We start from the raw sequence: 19979 nt of genomic DNA on the forward strand, positions 1-19979 counted from the left end.
CACCGCCTCACAGAAAGGCCAAGCTCCGTGGGACAGCCCACCCATGCCCCGAAGGACCGCGACTGGTGGCGCTCCGCCGTCATCTACCAGGTGTACGTCCGCAGCTTCGCGGACGGTGACGGCGACGGCACCGGCGACCTGGCGGGCGTCCGCGCGCGGCTGCCCTATCTCGCCGGACTCGGCGTGGACGCCCTGTGGTTCACCCCCTGGTACCTGTCCCCCCTGAAGGACGGCGGCTACGACGTCGCCGACTACCGGGTGATCGACCCGGCCTTCGGCACCCTCGCCGAGGCGGAGAAGCTCATCGCCGAGGCGCGCGAGCTCGGTATCCGGACCATCGTCGACATCGTGCCCAACCACGTCTCCGACCGGCACCCGTGGTTCCGGGCCGCCCTCGCCGCCGCGCCCGGCAGCCCCGAGCGCGAGCTGTTCCACTTCCGGGCCGGGCGCGGCGCGCACGGCGAACTCCCGCCCAACGACTGGCCGTCGCAGTTCGTCGGCTCCACCGAGCCGGTGTGGACACGCCTGCCCGACGGCGACTGGTACCTGCACCTGTTCACCCCCGAGCAGCCGGACCTCAACTGGGCCCACCCGGCGGTCCGCCAGGAGCACGAGGAGATCCTGCGGTTCTGGTTCGAGCGGGGCGTGGCCGGCGTCCGCATCGACTCCGCGGCCCTGCTCGCCAAGGACCCCGAGCTGCCCGACCTCGCCGTCCGCCCGGACCCGCACCCGTTCGTCGACCGCGACGAACTCCACGACATCTACCGCTCCTGGCGGCGGGTGGCGGACGAGTACGGCGGCGTGTTCGTCGGCGAGGTCTGGCTCCCCGACGCCGAGCGCTTCGCCCGCTATCTGCGCCCCGACGAACTCCACACCGCCTTCAACTTCTCCTTCCTGTCCTGCCCGTGGGACGCCGGACGGCTGCGCGCGTCGATCGACACCACCCTCGCCGAGCACGCCCCCGTCGGCGCCCCGGCCACCTGGGTGCTGTGCAACCACGACGTCACCCGCACGGTCACCCGGTACGGCCGCGAGGACACCGGGTTCGACTTCGCCGCCAAGGCCTTCGGCACCCCGACGGACCTGGCCCTCGGCACCCGCAGAGCGCGGGCGGCCGCCCTGCTGTCGCTGGCGTTGCCGGGGGCGGTGTATCTGTACCAGGGGGAGGAACTGGGACTGCCGGAGGCCGAGATACCGGTCGACCGCATACAGGATCCGATGTACTTCCGCTCGCATGGTGTCGACCCCGGCCGGGACGGCTGCCGGGTGCCGCTGCCGTGGGTCGACGGTATGCCGTATGCGGGATTCGGTGCACGGCAGGAGCCGTGGCTACCGCAGCCGGTCGACTGGCCATCGTATGCAGTCGACCGTCAGCAGCAGAACGCCGACTCCATGCTGTCCCTCTACCGCGCCGCCCTCGCCCTGCGCCCGCACTTCGGCGACGGCCCCCTGACCTGGCTCCCCGCCCCCGACGGCGTCCTCGCCTTCGCCCGCGCGGACGGCGCGCTGTGCGTGGTCAACCTCGCGCCCGCGCCCGCCGGCCTGCCCGCGCACTCCCGCCTCCTGCTGAGCAGCGGCCCGCTGGACGAGACGGGCCGGCTGCCCCAGGACACGGCGGCCTGGCTGCGCGCCTGAGCCGCATCGTACGCACCTCCCTGTCCCACCCCACCCCCACCACGAAGGGACCGGAACATGCACAGGAGCACGACCAGACATGTCAGGCGCATGCCAGCCATCGGGGCGACGGTCGCCCTCGCCGCCGGCATGCTCGTCACCCTCGCCCCCGCCGCGCACGCGGCCACGGCGGGCGCCTCCCTCCCCTTCACCTCGGTCGAGGCCGAGTCGGCGAGCACCACCGGTACGAGGATCGGCCCCGACTACACGCAGGGCACCCTGGCCTCGGAGGCCTCCGGGCGGCAGGCCGTCCGGCTGACGGCCGGGCAGCGCGTGGAGTTCACCGTGCCGCGTGCGTCCAATGCGGTGAACATCGCATACAGCGTCCCGGACGGTCAGTCAGGTGCGCTGAACGTGTACGTCAACGGCACCAGGCTCGCCAAGACCCTCCCGGTGACGTCGAAGTACTCGTACGTCGACACCGGCTGGATCGCCGGCTCCAAGACGCACCACTTCTTCGACAACGCCCGGCTGCTGCTGGGCCAGAACGTCCAGGCCGGTGACAAAGTCGCCTTCGAGCCGGCCGGCACCCAGGTCACCGTCGACGTCGCCGACTTCGAGCAGGTCGCCGCGGCCGCCTCCCAGCCGGCCGGCTCGGTGTCCGTCGTCGCCAAGGGGGCCGACCCCAGCGGCGCCGGAGACTCCACCCAGGCCTTCCGGGACGCCATCGCCGCCGCCCAGGGCGGCACGGTCTGGATCCCGCCGGGCGACTACCGGCTCACCTCCTCCCTCAGCGGCGTGCAGAACGTGACGCTGCGGGGAGCGGGCGGCTGGTACTCCGTCGTGCACACCTCCCGCTTCGTCGACCAGTCCGGTTCCTCCGGGAACGTCCACATCAAGGACTTCGCGGTCATCGGCGAGGTCACCGAGCGCGTCGACTCCAGCCCGGACAACTTCGTCAACGGCTCACTCGGCCCGGACTCCTCCGTCTCCGGCATGTGGATCCAGCACATGAAGTGCGGGATGTGGCTGACCGGCACCAATGACGACCTCGTCGTCGAGAACAACCGCATCCTCGACACCACCGCCGACGGCATCAATCTCAACGGCACCGCCAAGGGCGTCCGCGTCCGCGGCAACTTCCTGCGCAACCAGGGCGACGACTCGCTCGCCATGTGGTCGCTGTACGCACCGGACACGGACTCCAGCTTCGAGAACAACACCATCTCGCAGCCCAACCTGGCCAACGGCATCGCGATCTACGGCGGCACCGACATCGCGGTGAAGAACAACCTGGTCTCCGACACCAACGCCCTCGGCAGCGGTATCGCGATCTCCAACCAGAAGTTCATGGACCCCTTCAGCCCACTCGCCGGCACGATCACCGTCGACGGCAACACGCTGGTGCGCGCCGGCGCGATGAACCCCAACTGGAACCACCCGATGGGCGCCCTGCGCGTGGACTCCTACGACAGCGCCGTCAACGCGACCGTCGCCATCACCCACACGACGATCACCGACAGCCCCTACAGCGCCTTCGAGTTCGTCTCCGGCGGCGGGCAGGGCTACCCGGTCCGCAACGTCACCGTGGACGGTGCGACCGTGAAGAACACGGGCACGGTCGTGGTCCAGGCCGAGGCGCAGGGCGCGGCCGGCTTCAAGAACGTCACCGCCACGCAGGTCGGCTCCGCCGGCGTCTACAACTGCCCCTACCCGGCGAACTCCGGCTCGTTCGCCCTGACCGACGGCGGCGGCAACTCCGGCTGGTCGAGCACCTGGTCGGACTGCTCGACCTGGCCGCAGCCCGGCCAGGGCAACCCCGAACCGGACCCGAACCGCAACCTCGCCAAGGGCCGCCCGGCCACCGCGACCGGCTCCCAGGACGTCTACACCCCCGGCAAGGCGGACGACGGGGACGCGGGCACCTACTGGGAGTCCGCCAACAACGCCTTCCCGCAGTCCTGGACGGTCGACCTCGGCTCGTCCTACGCGGTGCGCCGGCTGGTGCTGAAGCTGCCGCCGTCCCCGGCCTGGGGCGCGCGCACCCAGACCGTCACCGTGCTCGGCAGCACCGACGGATCGAGCTGGTCCACCGTCGTCGGCCCGCAGGGTTACCGGTTCGATCCGGCCACCGGCAACACCGCGACGGTGTCCCTGCCGAGCGGCACGAACCTGCGCCATCTGCGCCTGACGGTCAGCGCCAACACGGGCTGGCCGGCGGGGCAGTTCAGCGAGGTGGAGGCGTACCTGACCAGCTGACACCGCCGGCCCCGCGCCGCGCGCCGCGGACCCGCTCGTGCCCCGGGCCGAGCGGTCCGTGTCCCCGCGGCGCGGGGCGCCGGCGTGTGCGGCCTGCGGCAGCGGGACGACCACCTATCCGGACAAGTCGATGCCCAAGGCGACCGTGTCACCGCGTAGAACTGGGGAAATGGTCGGGACGGTCGTTCCTACTGTGCGCAGCTGCACCACATGTACCGAGGACTTTCACACGGGCGCCACCAGACCCTTCCCTGACGTTTGGTGCTCTTGGAACACTCGCTCCGCGCATGTTTCCTCATGTTCCGAGCCTGCGTACCAGGATGAGAGGTTCCTCACCCATGTCCGAAGTCAACCGGCGCCGCTTCCTTCAACTCGCGGGCGCCACCACGGCGTTCACCGCGCTGTCCGGCAGCATCCAGCGTGCGGCCGCCCTGCCCGCCCACTACCGCACCGGGACGGTCGAGGACGTCGAGCACATCGTCGTCCTGATGCAGGAGAACCGGTCCTTCGACCACTACTTCGGGTCGCTGCGAGGGGTCCGGGGCTTCGGCGACCCCCGTTCCGTGACGCAGAACGGGCGCTCGGTCTGGAAGCAGTCCGACGGCACGAAGGACATCCTGCCCTTCCGCCCGGACGCCGACGACCTGGGCCTGGCCTTCATCCAGGACCTGCCGCACGGCTGGCAGGACACCCACGCCGCCTTCAACGGGGGCAGGTACGACAAGTGGGTGCCGGCCAAGGGCACCACGACCATGGCGCACCTGACCCGTGAGGACATACCGTTCCATTACGCCCTGGCGGACACCTTCACCCTGTGCGACGCGTACCACTGCTCGTTCATGGGCTCGACCGACCCCAACCGCTACTACATGTGGACGGGGTACGTCGGCAACGACGGCACGGGCGGCGGCCCGGTCCTCGGCAACGACGAGAAGGGGTACGGCTGGACGACGTACCCCGAGCGGCTGGAGAAGGCCGGGGTCTCCTGGAAGATCTACCAGGACGTCGGTGACGGTCTGGACGCCGCCGGCGGCTGGGGCTGGATCGGCGACGCCTACCGCGGCAACTACGGCGACAACTCCCTGCTGTACTTCGACCAGTACCGCAACGCCAAGCCCGGCGACCCGCTGTACGACAAGGCCCGCACCGGCACCGACGCCACGAAGGGCGAGGGCTTCTTCGACCAGCTGAAGGCCGACGTCAAGGCCGGCCGGCTGCCGCAGGTCTCCTGGGTCGTGGCGCCCGAGGCCTTCACCGAGCACCCGAACTGGCCCGCCAACTACGGCGCCTGGTACGTCTCCCAGGTCCTGGACGCGCTCACCTCGAACCCGGAGGTGTGGGGGAAGACGGCGCTGTTCATCACCTACGACGAGAACGACGGCTTCTTCGACCACGTCGTCCCGCCGTTCCCGCCGGCCTCCGGCGCGCAGGGCAAGTCGACCGTGGACCCCTCGCTCGACCTGTACAAGGGCGACGCGAGCCATGTCGCCGGCCCCTACGGGCTCGGCCAGCGCGTGCCGATGCTGGTGGTCTCCCCGTGGAGCAAGGGCGGTTACCTCTGCTCCGAGACCTTCGACCACACCTCGATCATCCGGTTCGTCGAGCGCCGCTTCGGCGTGCACGAGCCGAACATCTCGCCGTGGCGGCGGGCCGTCACCGGCGACCTGACGAGCGCCTTCGACTTCTCCGCCAAGGACACCAAGCCGGTCGCGCTGCCGTCCACGGCCGGCTACCGGCCGCCGGACCACGACCGCCACCCCGACTACGTGCCCAAGCCGCCCGCCAACGCCTCGCTGCCCAGGCAGGAGCGCGGCAGCCGGCCCACCCGCCCGCTGCGGTACGCGCCGGTGGCGGACGGTTCGGCGGACACGTCGGCCGGCACCTTCACGCTCACGTTCGCCTCGGGGGCGCACGCGGGCGCGGCCTTCCTCGTCACCTCGAACAACCGCACCGATGGCCCCTGGACCTACACGACCGAGGCCGGCAAGAGCCTCTCCGACACCTGGAACTCGGCCTACTCCGGCGGCTCCTACGACCTGTCCGTGCACGGCCCGAACGGCTTCCTGCGCGTCTTCAAGGGCCGTAACAAGGCCGCGGGGCCGGAGGTCACCGCCCGGCAGGCCGGCGACCACCTGGAGCTCACCTGCACCAACAAGGGTTCCGGCACGGTGAAGTTGAAGGTGGCGAACGGCTACGGCGGCAGGTCCCTCACGGTGAGCGTGCGGCCGGGGGCCACGGTGAAGCAGTCCTTCGACCTCACGGCGAGCAGGCGCTGGTACGACCTGACCGTCACCTGCGACGCCGATCCGGCGTTCCTGCGCGGTTTCGCCGGCCACGTCGAGAACGGGCTGCCCGGCGTCAGCGACCCGGCGATCGTGACGGAGTGAACGGCCGATGAACAGCGCTCCGTGCGGACTGGTCAGGTACCGGTCACATCAGGGTAGTGTGCCCCGGTGACCACGCAATCGAACACTCCTGCAGGCTGGTACCCGGATCCGCACGGAGCGCCGCAGACGCTGCGCTACTGGGACGGCACGCAGTGGACCGACCACACCAACCAGCAGGGCCAGCAGCCCGCGGGCCAGGTCCCGCAAGCGCAGGCCGCCGTCCAGCAGCCCCCCTTCCCGCAGCAGCAGACCGCCGACGCCAAGGTGCAGCGGCAGGTGCAGCAGCAGGCCGGGGTCGCGGCCGGCGGTCCCGGCGGCGGCACCCTCTTCACCGAGCCCGTCCTGGTCGTGAACCAGAAGGCCAAGCTGATCGAGGTGACCAACGAGTACAAGGTCATGGATCAGAACGGCCGGGACCTCGGTTCGGTCACCGAGGTGGGCCAGGGCGTGCTCCGCAAGATCTTCCGGTTCGTCTCCAGCTGGGACCAGTTCCTGACGCACAAGCTGGAGATCCGTGACGCCTACGGCCAGCCGCAGCTGCTGCTGACCCGGCCCGCGAAGATCTTCAAGTCGCGGGTGATCGTGACCCGTCCGGACGGCTCGCAGGTCGGCGAGATCGTCCAGCAGAACATGATCGGCAAGATCAACTTCGCGATGAACGTGAACGGCCAGCAGGTCGGCGCGATCAAGGCGGAGAACTGGCGGGCGTGGAACTTCGCGATCGTCGACCACGCGGACAACGAGGTCGCCCGGATCACCAAGACCTGGGAGGGCCTCGCCAAGACGCTGTTCACGTCCGCGGACAACTACGTCCTGCAGATCCACTACCAGCTGCCCGAGCCGCTGCTGAGCCTCGTGGTGGCGACGGCCCTGACCGTCGACACCGCCCTGAAGCAGGACTCGCGGGGCTGGAACTGAGCGGGTCCCGACGGGGAGCAGCCGCACGGGGAACACGGCGACGGCGGCCGGTGGGCGCGTGGTGACGCGCACACCGGCCGCCGTCGTGTCGGTTCGGCGTGTTCCCCCGTCGTGCCGTCCCGCCCTGTTCCCCCGCCGGCCCCTCAGAGCGCGGTGAGGTGTCCCGGCTGTTCCGGCTGCCGTGGTACCAGGGCCGGTTCGGCCGCCGCCGTGTCCGGCTCCAGCGCCAGCACCGCGGCCACGGGGTGGTCCTCGTCGCCCGGTTCCGGCGCCGGCTGCGGCACCGGGGGTACCCGGGTGAGCAGCAGCACGCCCCAGGAGGCCAGGCCCGCCCCCGCCAGGGCGAGCAGCACGCCGGCCGGACCGCCCCGCAGGCCCTGTCCGAGCAGGGTGAGGCCGATCACCGCGGCGGCCACCGGGTTGGCGAGGGTGACCACGGCCAGCGGGGCGCCGAGGCCGCCGCGATAGGCCGTCTGCGACAGCAGCAGCCCACCCACGGCGAACGCGGCGACCAGCACGGCGACCACGATCTCCTCGGTGTGCAGGCCCGGTCCGGAGCGGTCCGTGGCCGCCACGGTCACCGTCTGCGTGAGCGCCGAGGCGACCCCGGAGGCGAAACCGGACGCGGTCGCGTGCCGCAGGCCCGGCCGGGTGCCGGGCCGGGACAGCATGCCGATCGCCGCGGCGGTCGTACCGGCGACGGCCACCGCCTCGGTCAGCGACAGCACCCGCGCGGGCGCCGGACCGGACGCGCTGACCAGCAGCGCGCCGAGTCCGAGCAGGGTCAGGGCCGTACCGCGCCACTCCGCCGCGGTGACCCGCCGCCCGGCCGCGCGCGCCCCGAGCGGCACGGCCGCCACCAGGGTGAGCGCGCCGAGCGGCTGGACGACGGTCAGCGGGCCGTACTTGAGGGCGACGACGTGCAGCAGCGCGGCGGCGGCGTTCAGTCCGACCGCCGACCACCAGGCACCGGTGCCCAGCAGACGCAGCAGGCCGGTGCCTGCGCTGCGGGAGGCGAGGCGTTCCTGGGCGACGGCGGCCAGCGCGTAGGCGACGGCCGAGACCAGGGAAAGGGCGACGGCGATCAGCGCGGCGGTGCTCATCGGCCCGCTCCCACCAGGACGTTCCCGCGCGGTGCGAGCCGGTCCGTGCCCCGTCCGGCCGGGCCGGCCGTCCGGTGCGGCGGGTGGAGGACGGCGAGGGCGGCGCCGAGCATGGCGGTGGCGACGATCGCGTCGAGCCAGTAGTGGTTCGCCGTGCCCACGATCACCAGCAGGGTGACCAGCGGGTGCAGCAGCCACAGCCAGCGCCATCGGGAGCGGGTGGCCGCGATCAGGCCGGCCGCCACCATCAGGGCCCAGCCGAAGTGCAGCGACGGCATCGCCGCGAACTGGTTGGACAGATGGTCGCTGGACGGGGGGCCGTAGACGGAGGGGCCGTAGATCCGGGCGGTGTCCACCAGGCCGGTCCCGGTCAGCATCCGCGGCGGGGCCAGCGGGAACGTGAACGGCAGCACCAGCGCGGCCGCGGTGACGACGGCCAGCACCCGGCGGGCCCATGTGTAGTGCGCGGGCCGCCGCAGGTACAGCCAGATCAGGAAGGCCAGGGTGGCCGGGAAGTGGACGGTCGCGTAGTAGGTGTTGGCCAGGTGGACCGGGGTGCCGCCGTGCAGCAGTGCGGACTGCACGGCGCTCTCCCGGGGCAGGTCCAGCGCGCGTTCCAGGTCCCAGACGCGGTGGGCGTTGCGGAAGGCGGTCGCGGTGTGCCCGACGGCCAGCTGCCGGCCCAGTTTGTAGACCAGGAAGAGCCCCGCCACCAGCAGAAACTCACGTATCAGGGCCGGACGCGCGGTCGCGTCCGGCTCCTCGGATGCCTCTGCAGGCTCGGTGCGGGCATTCATCCCCCGGCCCCTTCACTGACGGTGGTGCGTGTGGTGGTGCGAGCGAGCCCGGGCGTGCCCGGCACTCATCGATACGTCCTCGTACCGATACGCCAGTGTACCGATACGCTGGAGTACCGGTACACTTGCGTATCGATTGATGTGCGACACACTGGAGACAGGCTCGGCGCTCGCTCTCGTGCGAGGCTCGAGCCGGGCGGACACGAGTGAGGGGATGCACCACATGACGTCGCAGGCCGCGGACGGACCGGACACGGTCGTCGCCTCGCGCCGCTCCAAGATCACGCCGGAGCGTGAGCGGGAGTTCTTCGACGCCGTGCTGGACCAGATCCGCGAGTGCGGCTACGAATCGGTCACCATGGAGGGCGTCGCCGCCAGCACCCGGTGCAGCAAGTCCACGCTCTACCGGCAGTGGAAGACCAAGCCGCAGTTCGTCGCGGCCGCGCTGCGGGCCAGCCGCCGGGTGCGGTTCGCCGGCATCGACACCGGGTCGCTCGCCGGGGACCTGCGCCAGGCGGCGCGGGCCGCGGGGGACTGGTCCGGCAAGGACACCAAGCTGCTGCAGGCACTGGGGCCCGCGATGACCGCCGACCACGAACTGGCGCAGGCGCTGCGCGAGGCGCTGGTGCACCCGGAGATCGCCGCCCTGCAGGAGATGCTCGCGCGGGGCGTGGCGAGGGGCGAGGTCCGGGCGGGCCATCCGGCCCTGGAGTACATCCCCGCCATGATGTTCGGCGTGCTGCGCGTCCGGCCGGTGCTCAGCGGCCAGTACGCCGACGCCGACTACCTCGTCCGGTTCGTGGAAGCCGTCGTGCTCCCCGCACTCGGACTGACCTGAGACCCAGGCCGCCGTTCACGGGATGACTGAACGGTGACCTGCTCGCGCCGCACCGTGGGGACGGGGGCGGCGCGCACCCCCCGGCCGGGTGGGGTTCCCCTTGAGCGGAGGGGCGCCCCACCCGGCCGATCGACGTGCCGGGCGTGCCCGCCGGTGCGCGCACGCGCGGCTCAGACGTTCTGGCCGTTCCCGCCGCCGGCGAAGACCTTGATCCCCTTCAGGATGCCGTCGATGACCGACACCTTCTGGCCGACGTCCACGCCGAAGCGCACCACCACGATCTGCTTGGCGTCGTTCGGTGAGGGGAACGCGACGGACTCGACGTAGCCGTCGGCGCCCTTGCTGGTGACCGCCTTCCAGCGCACCAGATAGCCCTTCTGCCCGGCCACCGTCACCGCCTGGGAGGCCAGCACCTGGTGCGAGGTGATGCTTCCGTAGGTGGTGCCGCCGTAGGACTGCTTGGCGTTGGCCGCGATGTCCGCCTTGGCGACCGCCTCGGCCGTCGTCCCCTTGATGTTCAGCGCCTGGGCCGGGGCCGTGTAGGCGCCGCCCGCGGTGCACGTCTGGGAGGAGTCACCCGGGCACTTGTAGGAGTCGTCGGAGGTCACCTGCGCGCCGACGCCGATCGTCTGTCCGGTCCAGCCCTGCGGCACCGGCAGGCTGACGCCGTTGACCGGGTCGGGGACGGTGCCGCCGCCCTTGACCTTGGGCGCCTGGGACTGCCCCGGCGAGGGTGAGGCACCCCCGGGACCACCGGATCCGTCGGAGCCGCCCGGACCACCGGTTCCGCCGGATTCGCCGGATCCCCCCGAGCCGCCGCCGGGCCCGCCGAACGGCCCGCCCTGCCCGCCGTCCTGTCCGCCGCCCGGAGCCCGCTGCGACCCGGCGCGGTCGTCGCCGCCCCCGTGGGGGTCCCCGGCCAGGGCGTACACGCTGACCCCGATGCACGCCAGCACCACGGCCGCCGCCGCGACGGCGACACCGTTGCGCAGCCGGTGCCGGGGCGCGGCCGGCGGCGCGGCGGGATACGCCGGGTACACCGGATGGCCCGGCGGAGCGTCGTAGCCCGCGGGAACGCCGGGCGCCGGATGCGCCGGGTGCGGGCCGGCACCGGCCGGCGGCTGTGTCGGGGGACCCCAGGTGGCGGCCGTCCCGGCGGGGCGGGTCTGGTCCGTCCAGGCCTTGCCGTCCCACCAGCGTTCGGTGGGCGGACCGTCGTTCGTCTGCCCCGGGTCGGGGTACCACCCGGGAGGAGTCACCTGCGTCATGCCCCCACCGTATGAGGCGAGGGTGAAAGTGTGATGAGAGACCCGGGTTCCCGTGACCTACCCCCCGCCGGGCCCGCGCGCAGAGAGCCGTCGTACGGTGCGCTCACCATCCCCGGCGGGCGCAGCCGCAGCCCATCCCCGGCGGGCGAAGCCGCAGTGTGTTGCCGTCCAGCCGGAGCCCGGCCGCCCCCCGACGCCAAGAACCGCTCGGCCGGCACCGTCGCCCGGAAGCCGTGGACACCGGACTCGTACCACTCGACGAGGTCGCCCACCGACTCCAGCCGTCACCGCCCGCCGCCACCGCCCGCACCCGCGGCGCGTGCCCGGGCGCACGCTCCTGGTGAACCGGCCCCGCCCTCAGCACCGTTGACGCTCCGTCCGCTGCTGACCGGCGGGCCGGCCGCGGTGCGCGTCGCCCGGCCGCACCCGCGTTCACCCGGCGGGGCAACACCTGCCCCGACCGGCCACCACACATCCCACCGGACGGCTACGCTCGTGGTCTGTACGTCATTCGGGCGACCTGGGGAGGTATCGGGATGACGGAGGGACGGCCGCAGGCGGCCGCCTCGGCTGCCCTGTGGGAGCGGGACGCGGAGATCGCCACCGTCGCACGGGCGCTCGACGTCCTGTGCGCCGACCGGTCCTCCGCGGGCAGCCTGCTCGTCTTCCGGGGCGAGGCCGGACTCGGCAAGACCGCGCTGCTCGCCGAGATACGCCGGACGGCCGAGCGGCGCGGCTGCACCGTGTGGACCGCGCGCGGTGCGGAGACCCTGAGGTCCGTCCCGTTCAACGTGGTACGGCAGCTGCTCCAGCCCGCGCTGCTGTCCCTGCTGCCCGATGAGGCCCGCGAGTACCTCGGCGACCGGTACGACATCGCCGGCCCCGCCCTCGGCATAGCCGACCCGGGTGAGGACACCCCGGACCCGCAGTACGTGTGCGACGGACTCGTCGCCGCGGTCCGCAGGCTCGCCCGCCGCGAATGGCCGCTGGTGCTGATCGTCGACGACGCGCACTGGGCCGACCAGGAGACCCTGCGCTGGCTCGCCGCGTTCGCCCAGCGCCTGGACGACCTGTCCGTCCTCGTCGTGGTCGCCCGCCGGCCCGGCGAGGTCAGCGGCGACAGCGCCCGCCACCTCGACGAGGTGGCCGCCGCCTCGGACCGCCCCGTCAACAACCTCAGCGCCCTCACCCCCGACGCCGCCGCCGGACTCACCCGCGCCACCCTCGGCCGGCACGCCGACGGCGCGTTCTGCCGCGAGGTGTGGGCCGTCACCGCCGGCAACCCCTACGAGACCGTCGAACTCCTCGCGAAGGTGCAGGACAGCGAACTGACCCCGGTCGAGGCCCGCGCCGGAGAGCTGCGCGCCCTCAACCGCGCCGCCCGCGGCGGCGGACTCGTCGACCGGCTCAAGGGCCTCGGCCTGGAGGCCACCCAGTTCGCCTGGGCCGCCGCCATTCTCGGCACCGACATCAGCGTCGACATGGTCGCCCGCCTCGCCACCATGGACCCCGGCATCGCCCGGCACTGCGCCGACCTGCTCTGCACCGCCCGCATCCTCACCGAACCCGCCCCCGCCCCCGCCCCGGGCATCGAACAGGAGGACGGCGCACTCGAGTTCGTCCACCCGCTCATCGCCACCGCCGTCTACAACTCCATCCCGTCCGGCGTGCGCACCGCCATGCACGGCGTCGCCGCCCAGATCATCACCGAGCTGGGATGCGGCGCCGCCCAGGCCGCCCGGCACCTGCTGAAGGTGCACCCGGACGGCGACGAGGAACTGGTCGGGCAGCTGCGCGAGGCCGCCCGCGAGCATCTCGCCGTCGGCGCCCCCGACGCGGCCCGCCACTGCCTGGAGCGCGCCCTGGAGGAACCGCCGCGGCCCGACGTCCACGCGCAGGTCCTCTACGAACTCGGCTGCGCCACCCTGCTGACCGCGCCCGCCGTCACCATCGGCCACCTGCAGAGCGCACTCGGCATGCCCGGCCTCGACGGACGCGACCGCGTCGACGCAGTGGTCCGCCTCTCCCAGGCACTGCTCCACAACGACCAGCTGGAGGAGGCCGTCCGCACCATCGAGGCCGAGACCGCCCGGCACACGGCGGAATCCGTCAGGATGCGGCTGCAGGCCTTCCAGTTCATGTGGGAGGGCATCCACGGAGAGACCGTCTCCCCGGCCCGCTCCCGCCGCCTGGCCGAACTGGCCCGCACCTGCACCGGCCGTGACAACTCCGAACGCGCCCTGCTCGTCCTGCGCGGCTTCGACGCCATGACCCACGGCGAGAGCGCCGAGGAGGTGATCGAGCTGTGCGACCGCGCCCTGGTCAACGGCCGCCTGGCACCCGGCCTCGGCTGGACCGACCGGGAGTGGGGCATCGAACTGCTGATGATGCTCGGCAGCGCCTACACCTACGCCGACCGGCTCGACCGCGCCGAGAGCCTCTTCGCCGAAGCCCTGCGCGTCTACACCGGCGCGGGCTGGCGCGGCGGCCACCTCTCCCTCGCCAACGCCTTCCTCGGCCTCGCCTACCGCAGGCAGGGCAGGCTCCGGGACGCCGAGACCACCCTGCGCGAGGCGCTGGTCCTCGCCGAACGCGTCGGCCGCGGCCTGCCGTTGTACTGGTCCGCCAGCTGCGGACTCGTCGACACCCTGCTGGCCCGCGGCCGCGTCGACGAGGCCTGGTCGGTCGCCGAACAGTACGGCTTCGCACCGCCCTACCCGTCGACCATCGTGCTGCCCGACATCCGCTCCGTACGCGGCCGGCTGCTGCTCGCCGTCGGCCGCACCGAGGACGGCATCCACGAACTGGAGGCCGCCGAGAAGACCGCCGCCTCACGCGGCGGCCACAATCCCGTCCTCGCCCCCTGGTCCATCGACCTCGCCAAGGCCCTCGCCGGCCGGGACCCGGCCCGCGCCGGCCGGCTCGCCGCCGACGCCCGCCGGCAGGCCGAACGCTTCGGCACGGACACCGCCATCGGCGAGGCCCTGCGCTGCTCCGCCGCCCTGGAGACCGGCCGGCGAAGAGTGCAGCTGGCCGCCCGGGCCGTCACCTACCTGGAGGCCTCGCCCTGCCAGTACGAGCACGCGGCGGCCCGCGTCGAGTACGGCATCGCCGCCGGCTCGGTCACCGAACTGAACCGGGGCCTGGACCTGGCGCGCGCCTGTGGGGCGGAGGGGCTGGTCGAGCAGGCGCAGCGGGTGCTGGAGACGGGGCGGGGGCTGAGGTAGGGCGCGGCCGGGGGACGGGCGGCAGCCGGCCGGCTCAGCCCTCCCCCTCCGCCTCCCCCTCCTCCTCGGCGAGCACCCGCTGGGCCGTCGCGAACGCCGAGTTGGCGGCCGGCACCCCGCAGTACACGGCCGTCTGCAGCAGCACGGCGCCGATCTCCTGCGGCGTCAGCCCGTTGCGCCGGGCGGCCCGCACATGCATGGCCAGCTCGTCGTAGTGGCCGTGCGCGACCAGCGCGGTCAGCGTGATCATGCTGCGCTCGCGGCGCGACAGGGTCGGGTCGGTCCAGATCTCGCCCCAGGCGTAGCGGGAGATGAAGTCCTGGAAGCGGGCGGTGAACGGGGTCTGCCGGGCCTGCGCCCCGTCCACGTGGGTGTCGCCGAGCACCTCCCGGCGTACCGCCATGCCGCTCGCGGGCGGACCGTCGAGCTGCGTGCGCAGGGCGCTCAGCACGGCCCGCGGGCACTGCGCCGGCGCCAGATGGGAGGCCCCGGGCAGCTCGACCAGCGTGGCGTGCGGCACCGCGTCGGCGATCTGACGCAGATGAGCGGGCGGCGTCGCCGGATCCTGCCGGCCCGCCACGAGCAGGGTCGGTACGGCGATGTCGCCGAGCCGGTCGCGCAGGTCGAACGCGGCGAGCGCGTCGCAGCAGGCGGCGTACGCCCGCGGGTCGGCCTCGCGATGGTCCCGCACGAGCCGCGGCACGGTGAACCCGGGGGTGAACCAGCGGGCGTCGGCGTTGTCGGCCAGCCACCCCAGGCCGTCCCGGCGCACGCGTGCGGCGCGTTCCCGCCAGGCCGTGCTGCCGCCGAAGTCGGCCGAGGAGCAGAGGACGGCGAGGGAGGTCAGCCGTTCGGGGTGGTGCACGGCCAGGTGGAGGCCGACCGCGCCGCCGAGGGAGACGCCGGCGTAGGCGAACCGGTCGATGCCGAGCGAGTCGGCGAGGGACAGCACCAGAGCGGCGAGGTCGCCGACGGTGGCGCCCGGCCCGATCAGGTCCGCCGCCGACGCCCCGTGACCCGGCAGGTCCCAGCGCACCACCCGGTGACCGGTGGACAGTTCGGGCGCGACCTGGTCCCACAGCGCCAGGGAGGTGCCGAGCGAGGGGCCGAGCAGCAGCGGGGGCGCGGAAACCGGGCCTTCCGCACGGTGGTTGAGGAGTTTCACGGTCAACGTCGCTCCAGCGCATGGTCGGTGAGTGCACCGGCGAAACCGGTGTAGTGGGCGGGGTCGGTGAGCACGGCCAGGTTCAGACCGTCCAACTCCGGCTGCTCGGCCAGGAGTTCGCCGAGAGTGCGGTGCTCGGCGTGGGCGCGGCCGGCGAGTTCGGTGAGCAGCTCCTTGGCGCGGGCGCGGCCCACGCGAGGGGCCAGTGCGGCGGAGAGCCGCTCGGAGACGATCAGACCGCGGGTGAGGCCGAGGTTGCGGCGCATCGCCGCCGGGTGCACCCGCAGCCCCTCGGCCAGTTCGGCCGCGTGCTCGGCCGTGCCGCCCACCAGCCGGAGCAGGTCGCGCAGCGGCGACCACTCGGCGTGCCAGGCGCCGGCCGGCCGCTCGTCCTCGGCGGCGAGGGAGCCGTACAGGGTGGCCGCGAGCTGGGGCGCACGGCGGGCGGCGGCCGCGAGCAGCGTGGAGCGCACCGGGTTCGCCTTGTGCGGCATGGCCGACGAGCCGCCGCCGCTGCCCTCGCTCACCTCGCCGATCTCGGTGCGCGACAGCGTCAGGACATCCACGCCGAGCTTGCCCAGTGCCCCCGCCGTGAAGGCCAGGCAGCCCGCCAGGTCCGCGATCGGCGTGCGCAGCGTGTGCCAGGGCACCTGCGGTGCGGCGAGCCCGACTTCGCGGGCGTACGCCCGGGTGAGGGTGGCCGCGTCCTGGGCGCCGTACGCCTGGAAGGCGGCCAAGGTGCCCGCCGCGCCGCCGAGTTGGGCGGGCAGGGCGTCCCGTACCCGGGTGACGCGGTCCGTCGCGTCCAGGACCAGCGAACGCCAGCCGGCCGCCTTCAGCCCGAACGTGGTCGGTACGGCGTGCTGGGTGAGCGTCCGCCCCGGCATCACCGTGTCCCGGTGCTCGGCGGCGAGCGCGGCCAGCGCCCGCTCGGTGCGGTGCAGGTCGGCCAGGACCACGCCGAGGGTCCGCACGGCGACCAGCATCGTCGCCGTGTCCATGATGTCCTGGCTGGTGGCGCCCCGGTGGACGTAGGGGCCGTACTCCTCGCCGGCCTCCCTCGTCAGGTCGGCCACCAGCGGGATGACCGGGTTGCCGCCCGTCCGGGCACGCGCCGCCAGCGAGCGGATCCCGAACCGGCCAGGGACCGCGGCCCGGGTCACCGCCGTCGCGGCCTCGGCCGGGGCGAGCCCCAGTGCCGCCTGCGCCCTGGTCAGCGCGGCCTCGGCGTCGAGCAGCGCCTGCAGGAAGGCGTGGTCACCGGTCTCGGACGCGGCGCGCGACAGACCCCACTCGGGGGCGAGCAGGCCGGTGCCGGCATCGGGAGGGAACGCAGATGTCACTGGTACTCCAGGAAGACCGTCTCGCCTTCACCCTGAAGGCGGATGTCGAAACGGTAGGTGCCGCGGCCCTCGTCGGCGGCGATCAGCGTGGCGCGCCGGTCGCCCACCCGGGTGAGCAGCGGGTCGGCGGCGAGCGCGGCCTCGTCGCCCGGCAGGTAGATCCGGGTGAACAGGTGCGTGAGCAGGCCGCGTGCGAAGACACAGACGCTCAGGTACGGGGCGTTGCGGCCGCGCGGGCCGGGCCGCAGGGTGCGGGCGTACCAGTGGCCGTTCGCGTCGGTCTGGGCGCGGCCCCAGCCGGTGAACTCCACGCCGTTGCGGCCGAGGTGGCCGCCGGTGGCCGGGTCGCGCCGCAGGGAGCCGTCCACCTGCGGGACCGTGCCGTCGGGCGCGGGCCCCCACAGCTCCACGAACGCGTCGGGCAGCGGCGCGCCCGCGCCGTCGAGGACGTGGCCGTGCACGGTGACCGTGTCCGGGTGGCCGAACGGCGCGATCTCCTCGCCGCCGGGGAACGGCAGGGCGTAGCCGTAGAAGGGGCCGACCGTGTGGGACGGGGTGGGCAGCACCTGCTCCGGGCCGCCCGTGTCGGTCTTCGTCATGGTGGTCAGCGTCCTTCTTCCATCCAGGTGGCGGCCGGGCCGTCGAGCACGATGTCCCAGTGGTAGCCGAGGGAGAACTCGGGCACCGACAGGCTGTGGTCGTAGGCGGCGACCAGCCGCTGCCGGGCCGCGTCGTCGGGCACGGACTGCAGGATCGGGTCGTACGGGGAGAGCGGGTCGTTGGGGAAGTACATCTGCGTCACCAGCCGCTGGGTGAACGCCGTGCCGAACACGGAGAAGTGGATGTGCGCCGGGCGCCAGGCGCCCACGTGGTTGCGCCATGGGTAGGGGCCGGGCTGGACGGTGGTGAAGCGGTAGTGGCCGCCGGCGTCGGTGAGGGTGCGGCCGACGCCGGTGAAATTCGGGTCGAGCGGGGCGTCGTGCTGCTCGCGCCGATGGGCGTAGCGGCCGGCCGAGTTGGCCTGCCAGATCTCGATCAGCTGGCCGCGGACCGGGCGTCCGGTACGGTCCAGCAGCCGCCCGGAGACGGTGATCCGCTCGCCGATCGGCTCCCCGGTGTGCTGCCGGGTGAGGTCGTTGTCGATCTCGGTGACGTCGCGCTCGCCGAAGGCGGGGGAGGACAGCTCCACCAGTTCCGGGTCCTGGGCGGTGTCGACGGGGACCAGGGGCCGCACGGGGTGGCGGAGCAGCGAGGAGCGGTAGGGGGCGTAGTCGCGGCGCGGGTGGTGCTCGACGGGGGCGCCGTCGGCGACGCGCTTCTCGTACGCGGCGTGCTCGGCGGCGATCTCCTGGTCGATGTCCTGCTGGGTGAGAGCCATGGGGAATCCTTGGGGTCAGCGTTCGAGGACGAGGGCGGCCATCCGGGCCATCCGGGCCACGTTGCGGTTCGCCTCGCCGGCGCCGCCTGCGTTGCCCAGGTACACGTCCTCGATCCGGGCCGGGTCCAACGCGGGGGTCCGGGCGAGGAGTTCGCGGCTCGCGTGGGCGGCCAGGTCGTCGGGCCGTACGGCGGACAGCGCGTCGTTGTAGCGTCCGATCGGGGTGCGGACCGCGTCGACGATGTAGACGTCCCTCATGACAGGCCCTGCGTGAGGATCAGTTCGGCCTCGGTCCGCGCGGCGATCCGCGCGGCGGGCACACCCGGCGCGCACTCGACCAGACGCAGGCCCTCGTCGGTGACGTCCAGGACGCCGAGGTCGGTGATGATCCGGTTCACACACGCCTTGCCCGTGAGCGGCAGCGTGCACTGCTTCAGGATCTTCGGGGAGCCGTCCTTCGCGGTGTGGGTCATCACCACGATCACCCGGCGGGCGCCGTGGACGAGGTCCATCGCGCCGCCGATCCCGGTGACCAGCTTGCCGGGCACGGCCCAGTTGGCCAGGTCGCCGCCGGCGGAGACCTGCATCGCGCCGAGCACGGCCACGTCGATGTGCCCGCCGCGGATCATCGCGAACGACAGCGCCGAGTCGAAGAAGGAGGCGCCCGGCAGGACCGTCACGGTCTCCTTGCCGGCGTTGATCAGATCGGGGTCGACGCAGTCGTCGGTGGGGTACGGGCCGGTGCCGAGGATGCCGTTCTCGGACTCCAGCACCACCTCGACTCCCTCGGGCAGATGGTTCGGGATGAGCGTCGGCAGCCCGATGCCCAGGTTGACGTACTGGCCGTCGCGCAGCTCGCGTGCCGCGCGGGCGGCCATCTCCTCGCGTGTCCAGGCCATCAGCCGCTCACCGTCCGCCGCTCGATGCGCTTGTCCGCCGCCTGCTCCGGGGTGAGGGCGACCACCCGCTGGACGAAGATCCCCGGCAGGTGCACCGCGTCCGGGTCGATCGCGCCGGGCTCGACCAGCTCCTCGACCTCCGCGATCGTGATCTTGCCGGCCATGGCGGCCAGGGGGTTGAAGTTCCGTGCGGACTTGCTGAACACCAGGTTCCCGTGCCGGTCGCCCTTGGCCGCCCGGACCAGGGCGTAGTCGGTGCGGATGCCGCGTTCGAGCACGTACGCGGTGCCGTCGAACTCCCGCACCTCCTTGGGCGGCGAGGCCAGCGCGACCCCGCCCGAGCCGTCGTACCGCCAGGGCAGCCCGCCGTCGGAGACCTGCGTGCCGACCCCGGCCGGGGTGTAGAAGGCGGGGATCCCGGCGCCGCCCGCGCGCAGCCGCTCCGCGAGCGTGCCCTGCGGGATCAGCTCCACCTCCAGCTCACCGGCGAGGTACTGGCGGGCGAACTCCTTGTTGGCGCCGATGTACGAGCCGGTCACCCGGGCGATCCGCCCGGCCGCCAGCAGCACCGCGAGCCCGGACTCCATCGCCCCGCAGTTGTTCGACACCACGCCCAGAGCGCCGACCCCGCGCTCGTACAGCGCCTGGATCAGTACGTTCGGCACACCGCTCAGCCCGAATCCGCCGACGGCGAGCGAGGCGCCGTCCGGTACCTCGGCCACCGCCTCCAGGGCCGTGGCGACCACCTTGTCCATCCGTGAAGCCCCATCTCTTCGCAATTAA

15 protein-coding genes and 1 pseudogene are annotated in these 19979 nt (G+C 73.1%); 6 read left to right on the plus strand and 10 right to left on the minus strand.

Annotated features, from left to right (window positions below; translation table 11 throughout):
• Positions 1-27: 27 nt before the first annotated feature.
• The 4 genes from AB0N17_RS39295 (at position 28) to AB0N17_RS39310 (ending at position 7178) form a co-directional block, all read left to right on the plus strand.
• The gene (locus tag AB0N17_RS39295) at positions 28-1635 is read left to right on the plus strand and encodes a glycoside hydrolase family 13 protein (RefSeq protein WP_366016465.1); all 1608 of its coding nucleotides are present in this window, start codon (positions 28-30) and stop codon (positions 1633-1635) included.
• 57 nt (positions 1636-1692) lie between these two features.
• The gene (locus AB0N17_RS39300) at positions 1693-3873 is read left to right on the plus strand and encodes a discoidin domain-containing protein (protein WP_366016466.1); all 2181 of its coding nucleotides are present in this window, start codon (positions 1693-1695) and stop codon (positions 3871-3873) included.
• Positions 3874-4211: 338 nt separating this feature from the next.
• A complete protein-coding gene (locus tag AB0N17_RS39305; RefSeq protein ID WP_366016467.1) occupies positions 4212-6260 on the plus strand; it encodes a phosphocholine-specific phospholipase C in 2049 nt (682 codons plus the stop codon).
• Positions 6261-6326: 66 nt separating this feature from the next.
• Complete coding sequence (locus tag AB0N17_RS39310; protein WP_366016468.1) at positions 6327-7178, plus strand: phospholipid scramblase-related protein; 852 nt, start codon at positions 6327-6329, stop codon at positions 7176-7178.
• A gap of 143 nt (positions 7179-7321) precedes the next feature.
• On the opposite strand, the gene AB0N17_RS39315 is transcribed toward AB0N17_RS39310, so the two are convergent.
• Positions 7322-8281, minus strand: a complete 960-nt coding sequence (locus AB0N17_RS39315) for a hypothetical protein (protein ID WP_366016469.1) — start codon at positions 8279-8281, stop codon at positions 7322-7324.
• Positions 8278-9078 carry a phosphatase PAP2 family protein gene (locus tag AB0N17_RS39320; protein WP_366016470.1) on the minus strand — a complete coding sequence of 267 codons (801 nt, stop codon included), beginning with the start codon at positions 9076-9078 and terminating at the stop codon, positions 8278-8280. The genes AB0N17_RS39315 and AB0N17_RS39320 overlap by 4 nt, the downstream gene beginning before the upstream one ends.
• A gap of 223 nt (positions 9079-9301) precedes the next feature.
• Here AB0N17_RS39320 and AB0N17_RS39325 point away from each other — a divergent pair, with 223 nt between their 5' ends.
• Positions 9302-9916 (plus strand): TetR/AcrR family transcriptional regulator C-terminal ligand-binding domain-containing protein, encoded by a 615-nt coding sequence (locus AB0N17_RS39325; protein WP_366016471.1) that lies wholly within the window; start codon positions 9302-9304, stop codon positions 9914-9916.
• A gap of 170 nt (positions 9917-10086) precedes the next feature.
• Here AB0N17_RS39325 and AB0N17_RS39330 read toward each other — a convergent pair whose 3' ends face one another.
• Positions 10087-11184 carry a DUF2510 domain-containing protein gene (locus AB0N17_RS39330; RefSeq protein WP_366016472.1) on the minus strand — a complete coding sequence of 366 codons (1098 nt, stop codon included), beginning with the start codon at positions 11182-11184 and terminating at the stop codon, positions 10087-10089.
• 536 nt (positions 11185-11720) lie between these two features.
• Here AB0N17_RS39330 and AB0N17_RS39335 point away from each other — a divergent pair.
• A complete protein-coding gene (locus AB0N17_RS39335) occupies positions 11721-14411 on the plus strand; it encodes an AAA family ATPase (RefSeq protein ID WP_366016473.1) in 2691 nt (896 codons plus the stop codon).
• Positions 14412-14445: 34 nt separating this feature from the next.
• Here the strand turns inward: AB0N17_RS39335 and pcaD are convergent, their stop codons facing one another.
• The 7 genes and pseudogenes from pcaD to AB0N17_RS39370 form a co-directional block, all read right to left on the minus strand.
• On the minus strand, positions 14446-15582 hold the full coding sequence (gene pcaD / locus AB0N17_RS39340; RefSeq protein WP_366016474.1) for a 3-oxoadipate enol-lactonase: 1137 nt from the start codon (positions 15580-15582) through the stop codon (positions 14446-14448).
• A complete protein-coding gene (gene pcaB / locus AB0N17_RS39345; protein WP_366016475.1) occupies positions 15579-16919 on the minus strand; it encodes a 3-carboxy-cis,cis-muconate cycloisomerase in 1341 nt (446 codons plus the stop codon). Before pcaB ends, pcaD begins: the two co-directional genes overlap by 4 nt.
• The gene (gene pcaG, locus AB0N17_RS39350; protein ID WP_366016476.1) at positions 16916-17518 is read right to left on the minus strand and encodes a protocatechuate 3,4-dioxygenase subunit alpha; all 603 of its coding nucleotides are present in this window, start codon (positions 17516-17518) and stop codon (positions 16916-16918) included. The genes pcaB and pcaG overlap by 4 nt, the downstream gene beginning before the upstream one ends.
• Before the next feature lie 5 nt (positions 17519-17523).
• Positions 17524-18297 carry a protocatechuate 3,4-dioxygenase subunit beta gene (pcaH, locus tag AB0N17_RS39355; RefSeq protein ID WP_366016477.1) on the minus strand — a complete coding sequence of 258 codons (774 nt, stop codon included), beginning with the start codon at positions 18295-18297 and terminating at the stop codon, positions 17524-17526.
• A 33-nt stretch (positions 18298-18330) separates the two neighbouring features.
• Positions 18331-18555 (minus strand): annotated as a pseudogene (locus AB0N17_RS39360) (3-oxoadipyl-CoA thiolase); the annotation flags it as partial.
• Positions 18552-19196 (minus strand): CoA transferase subunit B, encoded by a 645-nt coding sequence (locus AB0N17_RS39365; RefSeq protein ID WP_366016478.1) that lies wholly within the window; start codon positions 19194-19196, stop codon positions 18552-18554. The pseudogene AB0N17_RS39360 and the gene AB0N17_RS39365, both read right to left, overlap by 4 nt.
• Entirely contained in the window at positions 19196-19951 is a 756-nt protein-coding gene (locus AB0N17_RS39370; RefSeq protein WP_366016479.1) for a CoA transferase subunit A, read from the minus strand. Before AB0N17_RS39370 ends, AB0N17_RS39365 begins: the two co-directional genes overlap by 1 nt.
• Between the last annotated feature and the right edge of the window lie 28 nt (positions 19952-19979).

The organism is Streptomyces sp. NPDC051133 (genome assembly GCF_040682635.1).
Lineage (GTDB): Bacteria > Actinomycetota > Actinomycetes > Streptomycetales > Streptomycetaceae > Streptomyces.

Bases quoted from the DNA above. Each gene is read 5' to 3' on its own strand.
- AB0N17_RS39300 (WP_366016466.1), top strand. From the start codon at position 1,693: ATGCACAGGAGCACGACCAGACATGTCAGGCGCATGCCAGCCATCGGG.
- AB0N17_RS39305 (WP_366016467.1), top strand. From the start codon at position 4,212: ATGTCCGAAGTCAACCGGCGCCGCTTCCTTCAACTCGCGGGCGCCACC.
- AB0N17_RS39315 (WP_366016469.1), bottom strand. From the start codon at position 8,281: ATGAGCACCGCCGCGCTGATCGCCGTCGCCCTTTCCCTGGTCTCGGCC.
- AB0N17_RS39320 (WP_366016470.1), bottom strand. From the start codon at position 9,078: ATGAATGCCCGCACCGAGCCTGCAGAGGCATCCGAGGAGCCGGACGCG.
- AB0N17_RS39325 (WP_366016471.1), top strand. From the start codon at position 9,302: ATGACGTCGCAGGCCGCGGACGGACCGGACACGGTCGTCGCCTCGCGC.
- AB0N17_RS39330 (WP_366016472.1), bottom strand. From the start codon at position 11,184: ATGACGCAGGTGACTCCTCCCGGGTGGTACCCCGACCCGGGGCAGACG.
- AB0N17_RS39335 (WP_366016473.1), top strand. From the start codon at position 11,721: ATGACGGAGGGACGGCCGCAGGCGGCCGCCTCGGCTGCCCTGTGGGAG.
- pcaG (WP_366016476.1), bottom strand. From the start codon at position 17,518: ATGACGAAGACCGACACGGGCGGCCCGGAGCAGGTGCTGCCCACCCCG.
- pcaH (WP_366016477.1), bottom strand. From the start codon at position 18,297: ATGGCTCTCACCCAGCAGGACATCGACCAGGAGATCGCCGCCGAGCAC.
- AB0N17_RS39365 (WP_366016478.1), bottom strand. From the start codon at position 19,196: ATGGCCTGGACACGCGAGGAGATGGCCGCCCGCGCGGCACGCGAGCTG.
- AB0N17_RS39370 (WP_366016479.1), bottom strand. From the start codon at position 19,951: ATGGACAAGGTGGTCGCCACGGCCCTGGAGGCGGTGGCCGAGGTACCG.